Here is a 17,298-nt window from a genome sequence, read left to right as displayed (position 1 = left end):
GCCACGCCTCCAGGGATGACCATGACGCCGAAGGGCGCGCCTATAGCGGGATCGCGGGCAAAAGCAAGCGCGAAGGGTTACTGGATGCGGCGCACCCTGTATCCGCGCGCCTCGAGCAGGGCGGGTACCCCGTCGGGGCCGAGCAGGTGGCCGGCGCCAACGGCGATCAGGGGCTTGGGCGCTGCGGTGAGAAGGTTCTCGATCTGGGCGGCCCAGGTCCGGTTACGTTCGACCAGCAGGGCATCCCGCAATTCCGGATCGGCGAGCATGCCTTCGCCGGTGATCTCCTCCAGCCTGTCCAGGTCGCCCCTCGACCAGATCAGCGCAAGGTCGGGACGCTCGGATGGGGCACGGTCGACTTCCTCGAGGACCGAAACCAGCAAGTCGCGCTGGTCTTCCTCGGGCAGGCGGTCGAAGATGGCCAGCTGCGGTCCGGCGCCTTCGAGCTCGAAGATCTCGCGGCTCGCGAAATCGCCCAACAGGACCTTGTCGGCCCCGTATTCGGCAGGATGGATGCGCCCGAACTGCGCCAGCGCAAGCGCCGCTGCCCAGGTTTCCAGCCCGTCGAGCGCGTTTGCAGCCATGTCGTTGCGCTTGAGCAGGCGGCGCAGCCGCTCGCGCTCGACCGGACCCAGCCGATCTGTGACGGGTGGCAAAGGGCGGCGGTCGGTTGCCAGGGCCTGGAACTGTGCCTCCAGGGCGGACCGGTCGTCGAGGCCCGATACCTCCACGACCAGGAGGTCCGCATCGTCTTCGATCCGGTCGAACCGGTCCGATCGCCAGTCGAGCTCTTCGGGCAGGGCATGGACCGTGCCGAACAGCCAGCCTTCCAGCGCGCCGGTCTCGTCGGTTATTTCCCACAGGGCCGGATAGGCTTCGCCGGCTTCGGCAACGTCCTGCGGCTCCTGCCGGCACGCGGCCAGCAGGACCATGAGCGGCAGGACGAAATGCCTGGTTTTCACCTTACCCGGCTGACCTCGATGCCGCGCGCGGACAGGTAATCCTGGACGCTCTTCTGGCCGGCAAGGTGACCCGCGCCCACGGCGATGAAGACCGCGCCGGGCTTGTCGAGCCGCTCGTCGATCCACTGCGCCCAGCGTTCGTTGCGCTTGTAGAGCAGGGCATCGGCGAGCGCGGGGTCGGACAGGCCCATGTTCATGATCTTCGCCAGATCGTCGGCATCGCCTTCCATCCACTCCGCGACCATCTGGTCCATCATGTTGACGATGGCCATGGGATCGCGCGCGGACGACATCAGGAATTCGACCTGCGCATCGGCGGGCAGTGTATCGAAAATATCGATCTGGCTCTGCAGCGTCTCCAGCGCGGCGCGGGTGCGATCCGGTCCTGCCTCGGTGTCGATGACCTTCTCCACACCGCTTTCAGGGTTGTAGCCCTGCTGCATGAGCGGAAGCACTGCCAGCGTCATGCCAGCAAACCACGGTTCGAACCGGTCGAAAGCACCGGGCGGCAGGCCGAGCTTGACCAGAGCGGCCTCGTAAACGGCGCGGTCTTCGTCGCTGAGGGTATCGCGCAGGGACTGGTCCTGCGGCAACATGGCCTTGGCGGCGATGGCCATCTGGCTGGACGGATCCTCCATCTCGCCGGCAGTGATCTCGGTCACAAGCGTGTCGGAGTCGTTCAGCGCACTGGCGATGTCCGGGCGCAGCCAGTTCACATCGTCGGGCAGGGCATGGACGGTGCCGAAGAGATAGATCGTCGTATCTTCGTCGGCGACTTTCCACATGGCCGGACCATTGGGTTCGGCCTTTGCAGCCGTGGCGGTTGCAGGCTCGACCTCGGTCGTGGCGCAAGCCGGAAGGGCGAGGAGCGCCAGGGCCGAAGAGGCAGCAAGGGCGGCAGTGCGAAGTTTCATCGTTGTAATTCCTTGGCGAATCGGTGTTGCTGCATTCCGGCTCAGTCTGCCCGGCGGATTTGCCAGACCACGCCCCAGACGGAAATAACGATCAGGTAGACGATCATCGGATCCTGCGGCGGGAGCAGCCCTGCGCGGGTAAGGATCCACCAGGTCGGCGCAATGAAGCCGTAAGCGTAGATCGCGGCTACTGCACCTTTGCCCGAAGCTCCTCGCTCGAACTCGTCGGCATTGCGAAACCAATGGTAGGCGAGCAGCGGGAGCAGGAGGACATAGGCGCCGACCACGAACAGGGCCGGGCCTAGCGGAATCGGTCCATTGCTGAACACGCGGCCTTCCCCGGTCTGCAGCTCGGTCAAGGCTAGGACGAGCCCGATCACGCCGCCCAGCACGCCCGAGGCGATCAGCGCCCAGTTCGCGCGCTTGGTCTTGGGCGACATGGGTTCGCCGAAGCGCATGTCCGGGCGCAGGCGGTAGACGAGGTATGCACACAGGGCGCAGGCCGCCAGACCGCCGGCAAGTAGCCCCGCTGCCTTCAGGCTGAGATGGCCATGCTCGATGGCGGCTCCCGAGACACCCACTACGAAGCCAAGCGCGAAGATCGCGGCGATCCCCAGCAGGATCAGAACCAGCACACGGCCGATCTTGGAGAGAAAACCGCCGGTGGCGGGCATGTCGATATCATTCGTGTCCGTCATCGAAGATCTCCTCGATTGGAAGGTTGAAAAGGCGAGAAATGCGAAAGGCGAGGGGCAGGGAAGGATCGTGCTTGCCTGTCTCGATGGCGTTTACGGCCTGGCGCGAGACGTCGAGCTGGGCGGCCAGTTCGGCCTGGCTCCAGTCGTTCATCGCGCGAAGCACCTTGAGGCGGTTGTTCATCGCGAATCCCTCCAGCGAAGGAATTGGAAAATCACCACGAAGGCGATGCAGAAGATCTTGTACACCTGTGCTGTAGCGGACCACCAGGTCACTTCAACCATGAACAGGCTGAACGGGTAGGGAGCCTGCTCGGTTCTCGAAATGATGAACACGAGCGCTGCAGCCCAGAAGAGAAGGGTCGGCAGTGCGACGGCAAGATAGACGAGCACATCGGTCGTGCGGCGAAACAGCTGTTCGGCATATTCGTCCCGCATGAACCGGGCCAGGATAAGCACCGGTGTGAGAAAGAAGCCGATGAATATCAGGATGTTGCCATACAGCAGGAACCATGTCGGATATTCACCGCCGGGCCCGGGTGCCGGGGTTGCGCCGGGTATCAGAGGGAGCAGCAGCAGGACACTTGCGATGAGGCAGAGGTCCATCAGCCGGAAGTAGAGGCGGAACCTCAGCGGCGAGTCTGCCTTCTGCGAGCTGGTATTGTCGGGCACGATCATCCTCCCCTGCTCAATAGGTTCCGCGCAGGCGGGCCCACGCATTGGCGACGAAGAAGGACGCGATGATCACCATTTCGCTGGCGTCGCTGGCGTCGATATCCTGCCCGTTCTCGTAGCCCATCAGTCCGTCGATGAACCCCTCGGTGAAGGGCAGGAAGATGAGGACGGCAGCAGTAAACACGAAAGCGGTGCTGGTGCCGGCCCGCCATATGGCTGCCACGTACTCGTCGGCATTGCGCGTCATGAACATGGTGATGACGGCGAAGAACAGGGTCATGATGGCCACGAAGTTCACCGTTTCTGGCAGGGTCACGAGTTCCGTCGATCGTACGAGCAGCGCGATGAAGGCCGTCAATGCGAGCAGGGTCGCGATATTGTGTCGACGAACCGATTTTTCGCGTTTCGTCAGCGGTTTGGCGGTCATGTCTGTCAGTCCCTGTTGAGTAAATCGATGATCCGCCGGGGCGCCGTTGTCGCGTGACGCCCCGGCGAAAGCGGGTCAGCCCTGCACATCGAGTTCGATGGCGGCGAAACGCTGGCTGCGGGCGGCCTCGATGACGTAGGCTACCTTGGGCGCGGCATCGGCCTTGGCGGCGAGGCGGCAGGCGGTTTCCTGGCGGCGGAGTTCGGCATCGTAGCCGTCGACGCGGCACATGCGGCGGATCGCCTGGTCCATGCGCTTGTCGAGCTTGTCCTGGCCGGCCTTGGTGGAAAGATCGAGGTCGGTGATGTTCACGGTCGCAGACGGTGCGTCCTGGGCCATGGCGGCCGAGGGAATGGTGAACAGGGCGGCGGCGATAACGAGGCTCTTTCTCATGTCAGGTCTCCAGCTTGGATGTTGGGTCCAGTGGTTAGGTCAACCTTCCTTTGTGTCAGGTTGTGTTGACTATATGTCCTGATTCGCTGACAATGTCAACACTACCTGACATGATGTCGTGATTACCTGTCTTCAGCGCGTGTTTTGCAGGCGGCCATTGACCCTTTTTCGCGCTTCCTCCATTGCGCCGCGCCATGGACCGTAATCCGCGCAAATCCTTCCAGGACATGATCCTCGCGCTCCACGATTTCTGGAGCGCGCACGGCTGTCTCATCCTCCAGCCCTATGACATGCGCATGGGGGCAGGGACCTTCCACACGGCGACCACGCTTCGTGCGCTGGGGCCCGAGCCGTGGAATGCGGCGTTCGTGCAGCCCTGCCGCCGTCCGACCGACGGCCGCTATGGCGAGAACCCGAACCGGTTGCAGCACTATTACCAGTACCAGGTGATCCTGAAGCCGAGCCCGCCGGACATCCAGGACCTTTACTTGAAGAGCCTCGAGGTGATCGGCATCGATCCGCTCAAGCACGATATCCGCTTCGTGGAAGACGACTGGGAAAGCCCGACGCTGGGCGCGTGGGGCCTTGGCTGGGAAGTCTGGTGCGACGGGATGGAAGTGACCCAGTTCACCTATTTCCAGCAGATGGGCGGCTTCGACTGCAAGCCGGTCGCGGGCGAGCTAACCTACGGTCTCGAACGCCTTGCGATGTATATTCAGGGCGTCGACAACGTGTACGATCTCGACTTCAACGGGCAGGGCGTGACCTATGGCGACGTCTTCCTCGAAAACGAGAAGCAGATGTCGAAGTGGAACTTCGAGGTCGCCGAAACGGATGCGCTGTTCGACCTGTTCAACAAGGCCGAGACCGAGTGCAAGAACGCGCTCGCGCACAACGTCCCCATCGCGGCATACGAGCAGGCTGTGGAGGCCAGCCACATCTTCAACCTGCTGCAGGCGCGCGGCGTGATCAGCGTGCAGGAACGCGCCAGCTACATGGGCCGCGTCCGCGATCTCGCGCGCGGGGCCTGCGAAGCGCACATGGAAAAGGAAGCGCCCGTGTGGGCCGAGAAATATCCGGAGTGGTCGAAATGAGTGGCTCCGACTTCCTCCTCGAACTGCGCAGCGAAGAAATCCCTGCCCGCATGCAGGCGGGTGCGCGCGACGAACTCGAAAAGCTGTTCCGGCGCGAAATGGAAGCCGCCGGCGTCAGGGTCGGCGATATCACCGTCTGGTCGACCCCGCGTCGTCTCGCGCTTATCGCGCGCGGTCTGCCTGAAGCAACCGAAGCAGTGAGCGAGGAAGCCAAGGGCCCGCCCGAAGGCGCACCCGACCAGGCGATCGAAGGCTTCTGCCGCAAGAACGGCGTGACCCGCGACCAGCTGGAACTGCGCGACGTGAAGGGACGCAGCACCTATTTTGCGGTCATCGAGAAGCCGGGCAAGGCGACCAAGGACCTCCTCGCCGAAGCGATTCCCGCGATCATCCGCGAATTCAGCTGGCCCAAGTCGATGCGCTGGGGCGCTGCTTCGATGAGCACCGAAAGCCTTCGCTGGGTTCGCCCGCTCTCGGGCATCGTCGCGCTGCTGGGTGACGACGTGATCGAATGCGAGGTGCATGGCGTCAAGAGCGGTCGTGAAACTGCGGGCCATCGCTTCCATGGTATTAGGAAATCTGATCCCAAGTCGCGCAATTCCGGGCTGCCGGTCGAGTTTTTCAAAGACAAGAACCCGACTGCTTTGAACAGTAACGGCATGATCGAAATCGGTAATCCCGACGACTATCAGCGTAAGCTCTTTGATGCTCATGTGATTGTCGACCACAGGCTTCGCGAGGAAGAAATCAGGATTGGCGCAATGGCCGCCGCGAAGAGTGCAGGCCTCAAGCTGGTCGAGGATGAAGGACTCGTCATCGAGAACGCCGGCCTGACCGAATGGCCGGTCCCGCTGCTAGGCCGGTTCGAGGAAGACTTCCTCGAAGTCCCGCCCGAGACGATCCAGCTCACCGCGCGCGTGAACCAGAAGTATTTCGTGTGCGAGGACGACGCAGGCAATCTCGCCAACGCCTTCATCTGCACCGCCAATATCGAGGCGGCCGACGGGGGCGCGCGCGTGGTCGACGGCAACCGCAAGGTCCTCGCCGCGCGCCTGTCCGACGCACGCTTCTTCTGGGATGTCGATCGCAAGAAGACGCTCGCACAGCACGCCGAGGGCCTCAAGCGCATCACCTTCCACGAGAAGCTGGGCACCGTGGCCGACAAAGTCGAGCGCGTAGCTAAGCTGGCGCGCTGGCTGGTCGAGGAAGGCGTGGTCAAGGGCGCCGATGCGGACATGGCCGAACAGGCCGCGCGCCTCGCCAAGGCCGACCTCGTCACCGAAATGGTCGGCGAGTTTCCAGAACTGCAGGGCCTGATGGGCGGCTACTACGCCCGCGCCGAAGGCCTGCCCGATGCCGTCGCCGACGCGATCCGCGACCACTACAAGCCGGTTGGGCAGGGCGATGATGTGCCTACTGCGCCGGCAACGGTGGCGGTGAGCCTGGCGGACAAGCTCGATACGCTGCGCAGTTTCTTCTCCATCGACGAGAAGCCGACGGGATCGAAGGACCCCTTCGCGCTTCGCCGTGCGGCCCTCGGTGTCATCCGCATCCTTCAGGACAACGGGCTTCGGTTCGGCGTTGCGCAGGGCGATCTGCTCGACTTCTTCGCGGACCGCCTGAAGGTCCAGCAGCGTGAGGCAGGGGTCCGCCACGACCTCATCGACGCGGTCTTTGCGCTAGGCGGCGAAGACGATCTCGTCCGCCTGCTTGCACGCGTGAAGGCGCTCCAGTCCTTTATGGAGACCGAGGACGGCGCGAACCTGCTCGCCGGCTACAAGCGCGCGGCCAATATCCTCAAGAAGGAAGACTGGCACGGGATCGAGGGCGAAATCGCCCGCACCGGCGAGGAAGACCCGCTGGCGCTGGTCGACGATCCCGATATGCGCGCCGTAGTCGAAGCCAAAATGGCCGAGCGCCACGCGAAAGAGCTTTCCTACGATCCCGAGCCTGCCGAAAAGGCGCTGATGGATGCATTGGCGACTTCTGAACCGGCGGCAGCGCAGGCGATCGAGGCGGAGGACTTCTCCGGCGCAATGGCGGCTCTCGCCAGCCTTCGCGCACCGATCGACCGCTTCTTCGACGAAGTGACGGTAAACGCGGATGAAGAAAACAAGCGGGCACATCGTCTCGACCTGCTTGCAGCCTTCCGTGCTGCAGTGCACAAAGTCGCTGACTTCAGCCGGATCGAAGGCTGATCCGGTTTATCTGCATGGACTGTGTTCCATGTGTTCCAAGCTGTAGGAACTGCCTTGATGAGTAACGACACGGTCTTCACCTTCGGCGGCAATGCACCGCATACGAATGCAAGGCAGAAGGACAAGACCGTCACCGGCGGCAAGGGCGCGAACCTTGCCGAGATGGCCAGCATCGGCCTGCCGGTCCCGCCGGGCTTCACCATCGCGACCGAGGAATGCCTGAAGTACCTCGCCGAAGGCGGCGACTTCTCCGCCAAGCTGCGCGCCGACGTGGCAGAAGCGCTCGCCCACATCGAACGCACGGTCGGCAAGGGCTTCGGCGATGCGTCGGACCCGCTGCTGGTGTCGGTCCGTTCGGGTGCGGCCGTGTCGATGCCGGGCATGATGGACACCGTCCTCAACCTTGGCCTCAACGACGAGACGGTGAAGGGGCTTGCCTCCGCCTCGGGCGATGAACGCTTCGCCTGGGACAGCTATCGCCGCTTCGTGCAGATGTACTCCGACGTGGTGCTCGGCCTCGACCACGGCCTGTTCGAGGAAGCGCTCGAAATCGCCAAGGAAGACGCAGGCTATTACGCCGATACGGAGATGACCGCCGACGACTGGAAGTCGCTGGTCGCCGAGTACATGCGTATCGTGGACGAGGAGCATGACGTCCCGTTCCCGCAGGACCCGACAGAGCAGCTCTGGGGCGCGATCCGTGCCGTGTTCGACAGCTGGGACAGCGAACGCGCCAAGGTCTACCGCCGCCTCAACGACATCCCGCACGACATGGGCACCGCCGTGAACGTGCAGGCGATGGTGTTCGGCAACATGGGCGATACCAGCGCCACCGGCGTTGCCTTCACGCGCGATCCCTCGACCGGCGAACGTGCCTATTACGGAGAATGGCTGGTCAATGCGCAGGGCGAGGACGTGGTCGCCGGTATCCGCACGCCGCAATACCTCACCAAGGCCGCGCGCGAGGCCGCCGGTGCAAAGCCGCTGAGCATGGAAGAGGCGATGCCCGAAGCCTATGCCGAGCTCGCCCGTCTGTTCGACCTGCTGGAGCGCCACTATCGCGACATGCAGGACATCGAGTTCACCGTGCAGCAGGGCAAGCTCTGGCTGCTCCAGACCCGCAACGGCAAGCGCACCGCCAAGGCCGCGCTCAAGCTGGCGGTCGACATGGTGGGCGAAGGGCTGATCGACGAGAAGACCGCGATCCTGCGGGTCGATCCCATGGCGCTCGACCAGCTGCTGCACCCGACGCTCGATCCTAACGCGCCGCGCGACGTGCTGACCACGGGCCTGCCTGCATCACCCGGCGCGGCAAGCGGCAAGATCGTGCTCGATGCCGACACGGCGGAAGTCTGGGCCAATCGCGGCGAGAAGGTGATCCTCGTGCGCGTCGAAACCAGCCCGGAAGATATCCACGGCATGCACGCCGCGACCGGCATCCTGACCGCCCGCGGCGGCATGACCAGTCACGCGGCAGTGGTTGCGCGCGGCATGGGGCGTCCGTGCGTTTCCGGCGCATCGCAGGTCGCCATTGCCCGCGAAGGCCGCACGCTCACCATCGGTAACCGCGAACTGAAGGAAGGTGACACGATCACCATCGACGGCGCCAACGGCCAGGTCATGGCGGGCGAGGTCGCGACGATCGAACCGGAACTGGCCGGCGACTTCGGCGTGCTGATGGAATGGGCCGACCGGCACCGCCGGATGCGCGTGCGCACCAATGCGGAAACCGAGACCGAATGCCGAATGGCGCGCCAGTTCGGTGCGGAAGGCATCGGCCTGTGCCGGACAGAGCACATGTTCTTCGACGCAGATCGCATCAGCCTCGTGCGCCAGATGATCCTGGCGGAGAACGAGGCTGGCCGCCGCGCTGCGCTCGACCAGTTGCTGCCCGAACAGCGCGCCGACTTCGTCAAGATTTTCGAGGTCATGGCCGGCCTGCCGTGCACCATCCGCCTGCTCGACCCGCCGCTGCACGAATTCCTGCCGCATGGCGATGCCGAGTTCGAGGAACTGGCAAAGGCCACCGGCAAGAGCGTCGATCAACTCCGCCGCCGCGCAGGCGAACTGCACGAATTCAACCCCATGCTCGGCCATCGCGGCTGCCGCCTCGGGATCACCTATCCTGAAATCTACGAAATGCAGGCTCGCGCCATCTTCGAAGCCGCGTGCGAAGTCGCCAAGGCCAGCGGCGAGGCTCCGGTGCCGGAGATCATGATCCCGTTGGTCGCCACCAAGCGCGAACTGGAACTGCTTAAGGATGTCGTCGATCGCGCAGCGAAATCGGTGTTCGAGGCTTCGGGCTGCGCGGTCGACTATCTCGTCGGCACGATGATCGAACTGCCCCGCGCCGCGCTGATGGCGGGCGAGATCGCGGAAGTGGGCGAGTTCTTCAGCTTCGGCACGAACGACCTGACCCAGACGACGCTCGGTGTCAGCCGCGACGATGCGGGCCGGTTCCTCACGACCTATGTGGACAAGGGCATCTTCGCCCGCGATCCCTTCGTCAGCCTCGATGTTGACGGGGTCGGGCAGCTGGTCGAACTGGCAGCCGAACGGGGCAGGGCGACGCGTCAGGACCTGAAGCTCGGCATCTGCGGCGAACATGGGGGGGACCCGGCCAGCATCGCCTTCTGCGAAGAGACCGGCCTCGATTACGTCAGCGCCTCGCCCTACCGCGTGCCGATTGCCCGGCTCGCGGCGGCACAGGCCAGCTTGCGCAGGGCGTCGGCCTAGTCCTTCCAGCCCGTCAGGGTCAGGATTTCGAAGGCCTCGGTAACGCGGCCCTGCTTGCCAGCTCCTTCGAGAAAGGCAGTCCGGGCCCGCTCGAGTGCTGTGCGCGACAGCGGCGGGGCCTGCGTCGCAAGGCTGGAGGTGAGGCTCTGATCACGAAGGTCGGAAACGAGGCGGTCGAGCGAGGAGAAGGCCACCTCCAGCGTCCGGCTGTCGACCACTTGCCGCCGGAACAGCGCCCGCTGCATCAGAGCAGATGCAGCGGCATTGTCGACCAGCGGATGCATACGCGGTGCCGCCCGATCGGGCTCTGCCGCAATCATGGCACGGCGCAGGTTTGGAAGCGACCCGGCCCCGATCAGGCTGGCGATCAGGATGCCGTCTTTTGCCAGCGCGGCGCGCAGGTGCAGAAGTGCTCCAGGCAGGTCGTTCACCCGTTCGAGCGAGGCGAGGCTGACGATGAGATCATAAGGGCCGGAGGAAAGAGGCGCTTCCTCGTCCAGCGTCCGCACATCGGTCTCTTCGACCCTCGCACCATTCCCGCGCAGGGACAGTGCCAGCGTCCCCGTCCAGTCGCCGATGACGAGGACGCGTGCCGGCGACAGGCGCATGAATTCGAGCCGTTCGAGCACGTCTTCCACCATGTCGTCCATGATGTAGCGTGCCGCATCGCGCTGCGACTGGCGCACCAGCGCGCGGCGCAGTCCGGCCATGCGACGAGGACGCGAGAAAATGCGGGGAGGCGACCGTGTTTCCATTGCGCAGGCCCCTGCCGCCCTTGCCAGCGCGATGCAAGCGCGTCATCTCGGCAAGAATGGGGAAAGCGCGACATTTCAGGAAGATATTGCGCGAAGGTGCCGCGCCGATCGTCGATCTGGTCTACCCGCCGCGCTGCCCGGCCTGCGGCGAGGGAGTCGGCGAGCAAGGCGGGCTATGCGTCTCCTGCTGGGAAGACCTTGCCATTCCGACCGATCCTTCCTGCGCGACCTGCCAGCGGCCATTCGGTGCGTCTGGAGTGTCGGAAGGCGGGGTGTGCCTGCCATGTATGGTGAAGCCGCCTTTGCATGACGGCATCGCCGCCGGAACGCTCTACACGGATACCTCCCGCAAGCTGGTGCTCGCTTTCAAGCATGGCGGACGGATCGCCATGGCGCCGATGCTGGCCCGGCTCATTGCGGCCCGGGTCCCTCCCGGTTCGCCCGAGAGGCTTATCGTACCGGTGCCGCTACACCGGTGGCGGTTGTGGCGGCGCGGTTTCAACCAGGCCGCCCTGTTGGCTCGCGAGCTGGAGAAGCTGGGTTGCGGTACCCTTTCTTTGGATTCGCTGGAGCGGCGCAAGGCTACCGAGAGCCTCGGCGGGAAGGGGCGCAGGGAGCGCGAAAAGGTTCTATCGGGTGCGATTACACTGTCGGGAAAGGGCGAGCGTCAGGTGCGAGGACGCGATGTGCTTCTGGTCGACGATGTTCTCACCAGTGGTGCGACGTCTTCAACCTGCGTGAAGGTGCTGAAGAAAGCCGGCGCGCGGTCGGTCGTCATCGCCTGTTTTTCGCGGGTGCTCGACGAAGCGCTTGACCATGCTGCCTAAACGAAACGCCCGGGACCTTGCGATCCCGGGCGCCACGTGACGAAATACACCGGACCGGCCTTGCGGCCAAGATGCAGCCCCCCAGCATGCATCGGGTCCTATCCCTCATCGTTACCGGATGCGCCGCGCCAATACCCCCGCGCGGCCGCGAATCCGGGACCCCCAAAACCCGAGCATTCTGCGAAAGCCCACGATCCGGTTGACAGGCCTCACATTGCCTGCAGGAGAGAACATTCCTCAAACAGGTCGATCATTGAATAGCGATCTGCCGGGATTGTCGATTTTGAAACCCGCTTGTGGTTATCCTGCAACAAGCTGTCGTATTTTTACAAAACGGAACACGAAACATGGCTGAAGACACGATCGAGCGCGAAACGGGGCAGGCATTCATGCCCAGGTTCGATGCCAACGGCCTGCTCAGCGCGGTGGTGGTGAACGCTGCGAATCACGAAATCCTGATGGTCGCCTTCATGGACGAGGAGGCGATGGCGGCAACGCGGAGTACTGGCCTTGCCCACTTCCATTCGCGTTCTCGCGGAAAGCTTTGGCAGAAGGGCGAGAGCTCGGGGAACGTGCTCAAGGTGCGCGAAATTCTCGTCGACTGCGACCAGGACGCGCTGGTGCTGATGTGTGAGCCTGCCGGTCCGACGTGCCACACGGGTGCGACCAGCTGTTTCTATCGCAGGCTGGAAGACGGTGTTCTCCAACCCGTCAAGACTTGACGCTTACGTAAACGTTGCGGTAGAGAGACCTCATGGCCCAACCGCTTCAAAACACGCCGTCGAATGACGAAACCGACCGTCGCCATGCCGGCGCCCATCTGGAGCGTCCGGACAAGCTCGAGCGGGAACAGTTCTCGATTTCGGATCTCACCAGCGAGTTCGAGTGTACTGCCCGAGCCCTGCGCTTCTACGAAGACGAAGGGCTGATCGCCCCCTCGCGCGTCGGTCTTACCCGCATCTACTCGAAGCGCGACCGCGCGCGCCTGGCCTGGATCATGCGGGCGAAGAACGTGGGCTTCTCGCTCACCGAAATCCGCGAGATGATCGACCTTTACGACCTTGACGACGGGCGCGCCGAGCAGCGCCGTGTGACGCTTGAAAAGTGTCGCAAGCACGTCGCGAAACTCAAGGCGCAGCGAGCCGACATCGACAGCTCGATCAAGGAACTGACCGAGTTCATCACCCTTGTCGAAGAACAGCTGGACTGAATTCGCTTTCCTCCCCGGCGAGAAGCCAAAGCTAAAGATAACCTCTCTCCAAGGACCCAACATGCCCGTTTACACCGCACCCACCCGCGACACGCGCTTCATCATTAACGAAGTGCTCGACCTCGCCAGCTACGGAAACCTTCCGGGCTTCGAAATGGCGACCGACGATGTCACCGATGCCGTGATCAACGAAGGCGGCAAATTCTGTGCGGAAGTCCTCGCGCCGCTCAATCGCATCGGTGACGAGCATGGCTGCGTGCGTAACGACGACGGTTCGGTCACGACGCCTCCGGGGTTCAAGGAGGCTTTCGACCAGTTCCGTGAAGCGGGCTGGGGCACGCTGGCGCATTCGGAGGAATTCGGCGGCCAGGGCATGCCCCATGTCCTCGGCTTCGTGATGGAAGAATTCATCTCCAGCGCCAACCAGGCCTTCGGAATGTATCCGGGCCTCACCAACGGTGCGATTTCCGCGTTGGTCGCCAAGGGGTCCGAAGAGCAGAAGGCGATGTACCTGCCCAAGATGGTCTCGGGCGAGTGGACCGGCACGATGAACCTTACCGAGCCGCACTGCGGCACCGACCTTGGCATGATCCGTACCAAGGCCGTTCCGAACGGTGACGGTTCCTATTCGATCACTGGCACGAAGATCTTCATCTCGGCCGGCGAACACGACATGTCCGAAAACATCATCCACCTCGTGCTGGCCAAGACGCCGGGCGCCCCGGACAGCACCAAGGGCATCTCGCTCTTCGTGGTGCCGAAGTTCATCGTGAACGAAGACGGCACGCCGGGCGAGCGCAACGGCGTGATGTGCGGCTCGATCGAACACAAGATGGGCATCCACGGCAACTCGACCTGCGTGCTCAACTATGACGGCGCGACGGGCTGGATGGTCGGCGAAGAGAACAAGGGCCTCGCTGCCATGTTCATCATGATGAATGCCGCGCGCCTCGGCGTCGGCATCCAGGGCCTCAGCCAGGCCGAAGTCGCCTACCAGAACGCTGTGGCCTACGCGCTCGACCGCCGCCAGGGCCGTGCCCTGACCGGTCCGGCAGAGCCCGAGGCGCAGGCCGACCCGATCTTCGTCCACCCCGACGTTCGCCGGATGCTCATGGATGCAAAGGCCTTCACCGAGGGCATGCGCGCGCTCGCCCTGTGGGGCGGCCTGCTGGTCGACCTGACCCACAAGGCGCAGACCGAGGAAGAGCGCGAGCAGGCCGATCTCCTGCTCGGCCTGATGACCCCGGTCATCAAGGGGTATGGCACCGACAAGGGCTATGAAGTCGCCACCAACATGCAGCAGGTCTTCGGCGGCCACGGCTACATCGAGGAATGGGGCATGAGCCAGTTCGTGCGTGATGCCCGCATCGCCCAGATATACGAAGGCACCAACGGCGTGCAGGCGATGGACCTGTGCGGCCGCAAGCTGGCCCAGAAGGGCGGCGCCGCGGTCCAGGCCTTCTTCAAGCATGTCGGCGAGGAAATCGCCGCGGCGAAGGAAATCGACGAGCTCAAGGACATGGCCGAGCAGCTGGAAAAGGCCCTCGGCCAGCAGCAGGCCGCGACTATGTGGTTCATGCAGAATGCGATGCAGAACCCGAACCACCTCGGTGCGGGTGCCCATCACTACATGCACATCATGGGCATCGTGACGCTGGGCCTGATGTGGCTGAAGATGTCCAAGGTGGCTCACGCCAAGCTCGGCACTGCCGGTGACGACAAGGCATTCTACGAACAGAAGCTGGCCACCGCGCGCTATTACATGGACCGCTGCCTGCCGGATGCCGGCGCACTGCGCCGCAAGCTGGAAGCGGGCTCGGACAGCCTGATGGCACTGGGCGAAGAGGCATTCGCCACCGCCGCCTGATCGGGCCTCACATCAAAGGCTAAGGGCGCCCCCCGCGAGGGAGGCGCCCTTTCTTCTTGCCCTTCCGGCTTACTCGGCTGCCGCGTCGGCGCTGTCCGATCCGAGCTTGGCATTCTTCACATAGCGGTCGAACCAACCGATCATTTCGGCCAGCGTGTGGAGGATATTTTCTCGCCCGCGATAGCCGTGGCTTTCATGCGGCAGCATGACGAGGCGAGCAGTGCCGCCCGTGCCCTTGATCGCAGCGAACATGCGTTCCGACTGTTCCGGGAAGGTACCGGAATTGTTGTCCTTCTCGCCGTGGATCAGCAGCATCGGCTCGTTGATCTTGTTCGCCGCCATGAAGGGCGACAGTTTGTAATAGGTTTCCTGCGCATCCCAGAACACGCGGCGTTCCGACTGGAAGCCGAACGGGGTGAGCGTGCGGTTGTAGGCACCCGACCGGGCAATGCCTGCGCGGAAGATGTCGCTCTGGGCCAGCAGGTGCGCGGTCATGAACGCGCCGTAGCTGTGGCCGCCTACGCCGACACGGTAGCCGTCACCGAAGCCGAGCCGGACCGTTTCGTCCACGGCAGCCTGGGCCGAGGCGACGATCTGTTCGATGAAAGTGTCGTTGACAGTCTCCGGGTCGCTACCCACGACCGGCATCGCCGCGCGGTCCATGATGGCATAGCCCTGCATGAGGAAGAACAGGTGCGAATAGCTGCCGACGCGCGTGAAGCGATAATTGGAATCGCGCACCTGGCCTGCGGTGGAGGCATCGTTGAATTCCTGCGGATAGGCCCAGACGACCACCGGCAGCTTGTCGCCTTCCTTATAGTTCGGCGGGAGATACAGCGTCGCGGTCAGGTCCACGCCGTCGTCGCGCTTGTAGGTGATGAGCTTGCGTTCCACGCCGCTCAGTTCGGGGTGCGGATCGGGGAAATCCGTCAGGAAGCGCGCTTCACCTCCGCTGTGGAGGCGAATGTTGCCGGGATTTGATGGGCTTTCGTAATAGGTGATGAAGCGGCTGCCATCGTCAGCGATCACATCGAGCACGCTTTCGTAGCTTTCGCCCGAATTGCGCCAAAGTTCCGCGGTTTCGAGAGTGGCAAGATCCCAGCGACGCAGGAAGGGGCGATTGCCGTCGGGGCTGGCACCCTGACCCGACAAGAGCAGCGCGCCATTGTCGACGATGGCTACACCGTAACCTGCATCGTTGCGCTTGGTCAGCGGGCTGCCCGGGTCGTTGTAGGCATCCTGCACATTGCGCAGGTTGAGGACGCGCGGTTCGGCCGTTCCGGTTACATCGACCAGCGTCTGGCGCACTTCGCGCGTGTCGCGGTCGTACTCGACGAGGATCATGTCGTCGGTGTCCTCGAGGCCGAGGCTGCCGACGTAACGGTCTTCCATCGTTGCGATGCGGCGGCCTTCTCCGGTGAAGGGTGCGCCGAGTGCGAAGACCGCGTCGCGTTCGTCGGTCTTGACCCGCGGGTCGCCGCCGTCGAGCGCTTCCGCCCAGATCACCAGTGCATCTTCATTGGGATGCCAGCCGATCGAGCGGCGACCGGTTTCCACGCCCTGCACGGGCAAATTGTCGATTAGCGGACGTTCGCGGATCATGCTGACCAACTTGCCATCCATCGTGTAGATGGCGGTCTTCATCGGGAAACTGCTGTAGGGAACCTGGTAGGAGAAGGGCTTCTCGATCCACGTCGCCATCAGGTACTTGCCATCGGGCGAGGGGGCCGCGCCGAGGTAGATTTTCGGTTCGAGCAATTTCTTCGATTTACCGGTAGCCGGGTCGATGATGACGGGCTGGCTGGTGGTCAGCCATTCGAACAGCGCCTCGTCATAGGGATTTTCGAGCATGTCCTGGTAGGTGCGGGTCTGCGCTTCCTCGCCGCCCGCCGCATCCTGGATTGCAGGGCCGCTGGGCGTGAGCGATTCCACGGGCATGGGCCCACGCTTTTCGGGAATGGTCAGTGCGAGTACCCGGCCATCGGCAAGGAAGCGCGGCTCTGCGAAAATGGCATTGAGACCGCGATCGAGCAGCGTGGAGACCTTGGCGCTCTTCACGTCCATCACGTGTAGCGACATGCCGTCCGCATAGGTATTGCTGAAGACGACCTTGTCGCCGTCCTTGGACCAGCCCACCTCCGAAATGTCCGCTTCGGGCGGCAGGGCTACCTTGCGTGTCTCACCTGTGGCAATGTCCTGGATGGAGAGGCCAACGACATTGCGCGGATTGTGCACGTCGTTGATCGAGACATCGAGCCTGAGGCCGGCGAGGCGCTCCATCGGCTTGGCGATTTCCGAAACCGGGGGAAGGGCTTCGCGCTCCATCAGCAGCATGGTCGAACCGTCAGGCGAGATGGAGACCGAGGGCGAGGGCGCCCTCGTCACGATATCGGCGATGGCCGGCGGCGGGGTGTCATAAGTCGATTGCGCGGCGAGCGGCGTGGCAGCGGTTGCGATCGCAATCGCGACCAGGCTGGAAAAGCGATACATTTCAGTCCCCCAAAAAAATTTGGCGGAACCAGCCTAAAGCCTTGTCTCGAAACGC

General features: G+C 63.6%; 16 protein-coding genes. 7 read left to right on the top strand and 9 right to left on the bottom strand.

Translation table 11 applies throughout. From position 1 onward, the window contains the following. Positions 1-77 precede the first annotated feature (77 nt). The 7 genes from LC083_RS13580 to LC083_RS13550 all read right to left on the bottom strand — a co-directional run bounded on the left by LC083_RS13580 (position 78) and on the right by LC083_RS13550 (position 4,066). Positions 78-962, bottom strand: a complete 885-nt coding sequence (locus tag LC083_RS13580; protein WP_226700871.1) for a TraB/GumN family protein — start codon at positions 960-962, stop codon at positions 78-80. Continuing rightward, positions 959-1,876: a TraB/GumN family protein gene (locus LC083_RS13575; RefSeq protein WP_226700870.1), complete on the bottom strand. Its 918-nt coding sequence runs from the start codon at positions 1,874-1,876 to the stop codon at positions 959-961. The genes LC083_RS13580 and LC083_RS13575 overlap by 4 nt, the downstream gene beginning before the upstream one ends. Before the next feature lie 41 nt (positions 1,877-1,917). Continuing rightward, the gene (locus LC083_RS13570; protein WP_226700869.1) at positions 1,918-2,574 is read right to left on the bottom strand and encodes a hypothetical protein; all 657 of its coding nucleotides are present in this window, start codon (positions 2,572-2,574) and stop codon (positions 1,918-1,920) included. Further along, positions 2,558-2,755, bottom strand: a complete 198-nt coding sequence (locus LC083_RS13565) for a helix-turn-helix transcriptional regulator (RefSeq protein ID WP_226700868.1) — start codon at positions 2,753-2,755, stop codon at positions 2,558-2,560. Before LC083_RS13565 ends, LC083_RS13570 begins: the two co-directional genes overlap by 17 nt. Next, entirely contained in the window at positions 2,752-3,243 is a 492-nt protein-coding gene (locus LC083_RS13560) for a hypothetical protein (RefSeq protein ID WP_226700867.1), read from the bottom strand. Before LC083_RS13560 ends, LC083_RS13565 begins: the two co-directional genes overlap by 4 nt. A gap of 16 nt (positions 3,244-3,259) precedes the next feature. Continuing rightward, on the bottom strand, positions 3,260-3,673 hold the full coding sequence (locus tag LC083_RS13555) for a hypothetical protein (RefSeq protein WP_226700866.1): 414 nt from the start codon (positions 3,671-3,673) through the stop codon (positions 3,260-3,262). Positions 3,674-3,748: 75 nt separating this feature from the next. Continuing rightward, positions 3,749-4,066 (bottom strand): UrcA family protein, encoded by a 318-nt coding sequence (locus tag LC083_RS13550; RefSeq protein ID WP_226700865.1) that lies wholly within the window; start codon positions 4,064-4,066, stop codon positions 3,749-3,751. A 194-nt stretch (positions 4,067-4,260) separates the two neighbouring features. Between LC083_RS13550 and LC083_RS13545 the strand changes: the two genes are divergently transcribed. The 3 genes from LC083_RS13545 to ppdK are packed head-to-tail and all read left to right on the top strand — an operon-like array spanning position 4,261 to position 10,094. Next, the gene (locus LC083_RS13545; RefSeq protein WP_226700864.1) at positions 4,261-5,160 is read left to right on the top strand and encodes a glycine--tRNA ligase subunit alpha; all 900 of its coding nucleotides are present in this window, start codon (positions 4,261-4,263) and stop codon (positions 5,158-5,160) included. Then, on the top strand, positions 5,157-7,358 hold the full coding sequence (glyS, locus tag LC083_RS13540; RefSeq protein ID WP_226700863.1) for a glycine--tRNA ligase subunit beta: 2,202 nt from the start codon (positions 5,157-5,159) through the stop codon (positions 7,356-7,358). Before LC083_RS13545 ends, glyS begins: the two co-directional genes overlap by 4 nt. 57 nt (positions 7,359-7,415) lie before the next feature. Beyond that, complete coding sequence (gene ppdK / locus LC083_RS13535) at positions 7,416-10,094, top strand: pyruvate, phosphate dikinase (protein ID WP_226700862.1); 2,679 nt, start codon at positions 7,416-7,418, stop codon at positions 10,092-10,094. Here ppdK and LC083_RS13530 read toward each other — a convergent pair. Further along, on the bottom strand, positions 10,091-10,804 hold the full coding sequence (locus LC083_RS13530; protein WP_319003445.1) for a methyltransferase domain-containing protein: 714 nt from the start codon (positions 10,802-10,804) through the stop codon (positions 10,091-10,093). The two genes, ppdK and LC083_RS13530, sit on opposite strands and share 4 nt — an antisense overlap. A gap of 131 nt (positions 10,805-10,935) precedes the next feature. Between LC083_RS13530 and LC083_RS13525 the strand changes: the two genes are divergently transcribed. The 4 genes from LC083_RS13525 to LC083_RS13510 all read left to right on the top strand — a co-directional run bounded on the left by LC083_RS13525 (position 10,936) and on the right by LC083_RS13510 (position 14,753). Next, positions 10,936-11,676 (top strand): ComF family protein, encoded by a 741-nt coding sequence (locus tag LC083_RS13525; protein ID WP_319003444.1) that lies wholly within the window; start codon positions 10,936-10,938, stop codon positions 11,674-11,676. Between the two features lie 347 nt (positions 11,677-12,023). Next, the gene (hisI, locus tag LC083_RS13520; protein WP_226700859.1) at positions 12,024-12,398 is read left to right on the top strand and encodes a phosphoribosyl-AMP cyclohydrolase; all 375 of its coding nucleotides are present in this window, start codon (positions 12,024-12,026) and stop codon (positions 12,396-12,398) included. A 32-nt stretch (positions 12,399-12,430) separates the two neighbouring features. Further along, positions 12,431-12,886, top strand: a complete 456-nt coding sequence (locus LC083_RS13515) for a MerR family transcriptional regulator (protein WP_160607154.1) — start codon at positions 12,431-12,433, stop codon at positions 12,884-12,886. Between the two features lie 61 nt (positions 12,887-12,947). Beyond that, complete coding sequence (locus LC083_RS13510) at positions 12,948-14,753, top strand: acyl-CoA dehydrogenase C-terminal domain-containing protein (RefSeq protein ID WP_226700858.1); 1,806 nt, start codon at positions 12,948-12,950, stop codon at positions 14,751-14,753. Positions 14,754-14,822: 69 nt separating this feature from the next. On the opposite strand, the gene LC083_RS13505 is transcribed toward LC083_RS13510, so the two are convergent. After that, positions 14,823-17,243, bottom strand: a complete 2,421-nt coding sequence (locus LC083_RS13505) for a S9 family peptidase (RefSeq protein ID WP_226700857.1) — start codon at positions 17,241-17,243, stop codon at positions 14,823-14,825. Between the last annotated feature and the right edge of the window lie 55 nt (positions 17,244-17,298).

This window comes from Qipengyuania gaetbuli (assembly GCF_020524765.1).
In the GTDB taxonomy this organism is placed as follows: Bacteria; Pseudomonadota; Alphaproteobacteria; order Sphingomonadales; family Sphingomonadaceae; genus Qipengyuania; species Qipengyuania gaetbuli_A.
Note: the sequence above shows the minus strand (reverse complement) of the source record. Positions and strands in the feature narration are given on the sequence as shown.

Excerpts from the sequence above, each read along its gene's own strand:
- LC083_RS13550 (WP_226700865.1), bottom strand. The coding sequence starts at position 4,066 with ATGAGAAAGAGCCTCGTTATCGCCGCCGCCCTGTTCACCATTCCCTCG.
- LC083_RS13555 (WP_226700866.1), bottom strand. The coding sequence starts at position 3,673 with ATGACCGCCAAACCGCTGACGAAACGCGAAAAATCGGTTCGTCGACAC.
- LC083_RS13510 (WP_226700858.1), top strand. The coding sequence starts at position 12,948 with ATGCCCGTTTACACCGCACCCACCCGCGACACGCGCTTCATCATTAAC.
- LC083_RS13570 (WP_226700869.1), bottom strand. The coding sequence starts at position 2,574 with ATGACGGACACGAATGATATCGACATGCCCGCCACCGGCGGTTTTCTC.
- LC083_RS13515 (WP_160607154.1), top strand. The coding sequence starts at position 12,431 with ATGGCCCAACCGCTTCAAAACACGCCGTCGAATGACGAAACCGACCGT.
- LC083_RS13545 (WP_226700864.1), top strand. The coding sequence starts at position 4,261 with ATGGACCGTAATCCGCGCAAATCCTTCCAGGACATGATCCTCGCGCTC.
- LC083_RS13505 (WP_226700857.1), bottom strand. The coding sequence starts at position 17,243 with ATGTATCGCTTTTCCAGCCTGGTCGCGATTGCGATCGCAACCGCTGCC.
- LC083_RS13565 (WP_226700868.1), bottom strand. The coding sequence starts at position 2,755 with ATGAACAACCGCCTCAAGGTGCTTCGCGCGATGAACGACTGGAGCCAG.
- hisI (WP_226700859.1), top strand. The coding sequence starts at position 12,024 with ATGGCTGAAGACACGATCGAGCGCGAAACGGGGCAGGCATTCATGCCC.
- ppdK (WP_226700862.1), top strand. The coding sequence starts at position 7,416 with ATGAGTAACGACACGGTCTTCACCTTCGGCGGCAATGCACCGCATACG.
- LC083_RS13530 (WP_319003445.1), bottom strand. The coding sequence starts at position 10,804 with ATGGCCGGACTGCGCCGCGCGCTGGTGCGCCAGTCGCAGCGCGATGCG.
- LC083_RS13575 (WP_226700870.1), bottom strand. The coding sequence starts at position 1,876 with ATGAAACTTCGCACTGCCGCCCTTGCTGCCTCTTCGGCCCTGGCGCTC.
- glyS (WP_226700863.1), top strand. The coding sequence starts at position 5,157 with ATGAGTGGCTCCGACTTCCTCCTCGAACTGCGCAGCGAAGAAATCCCT.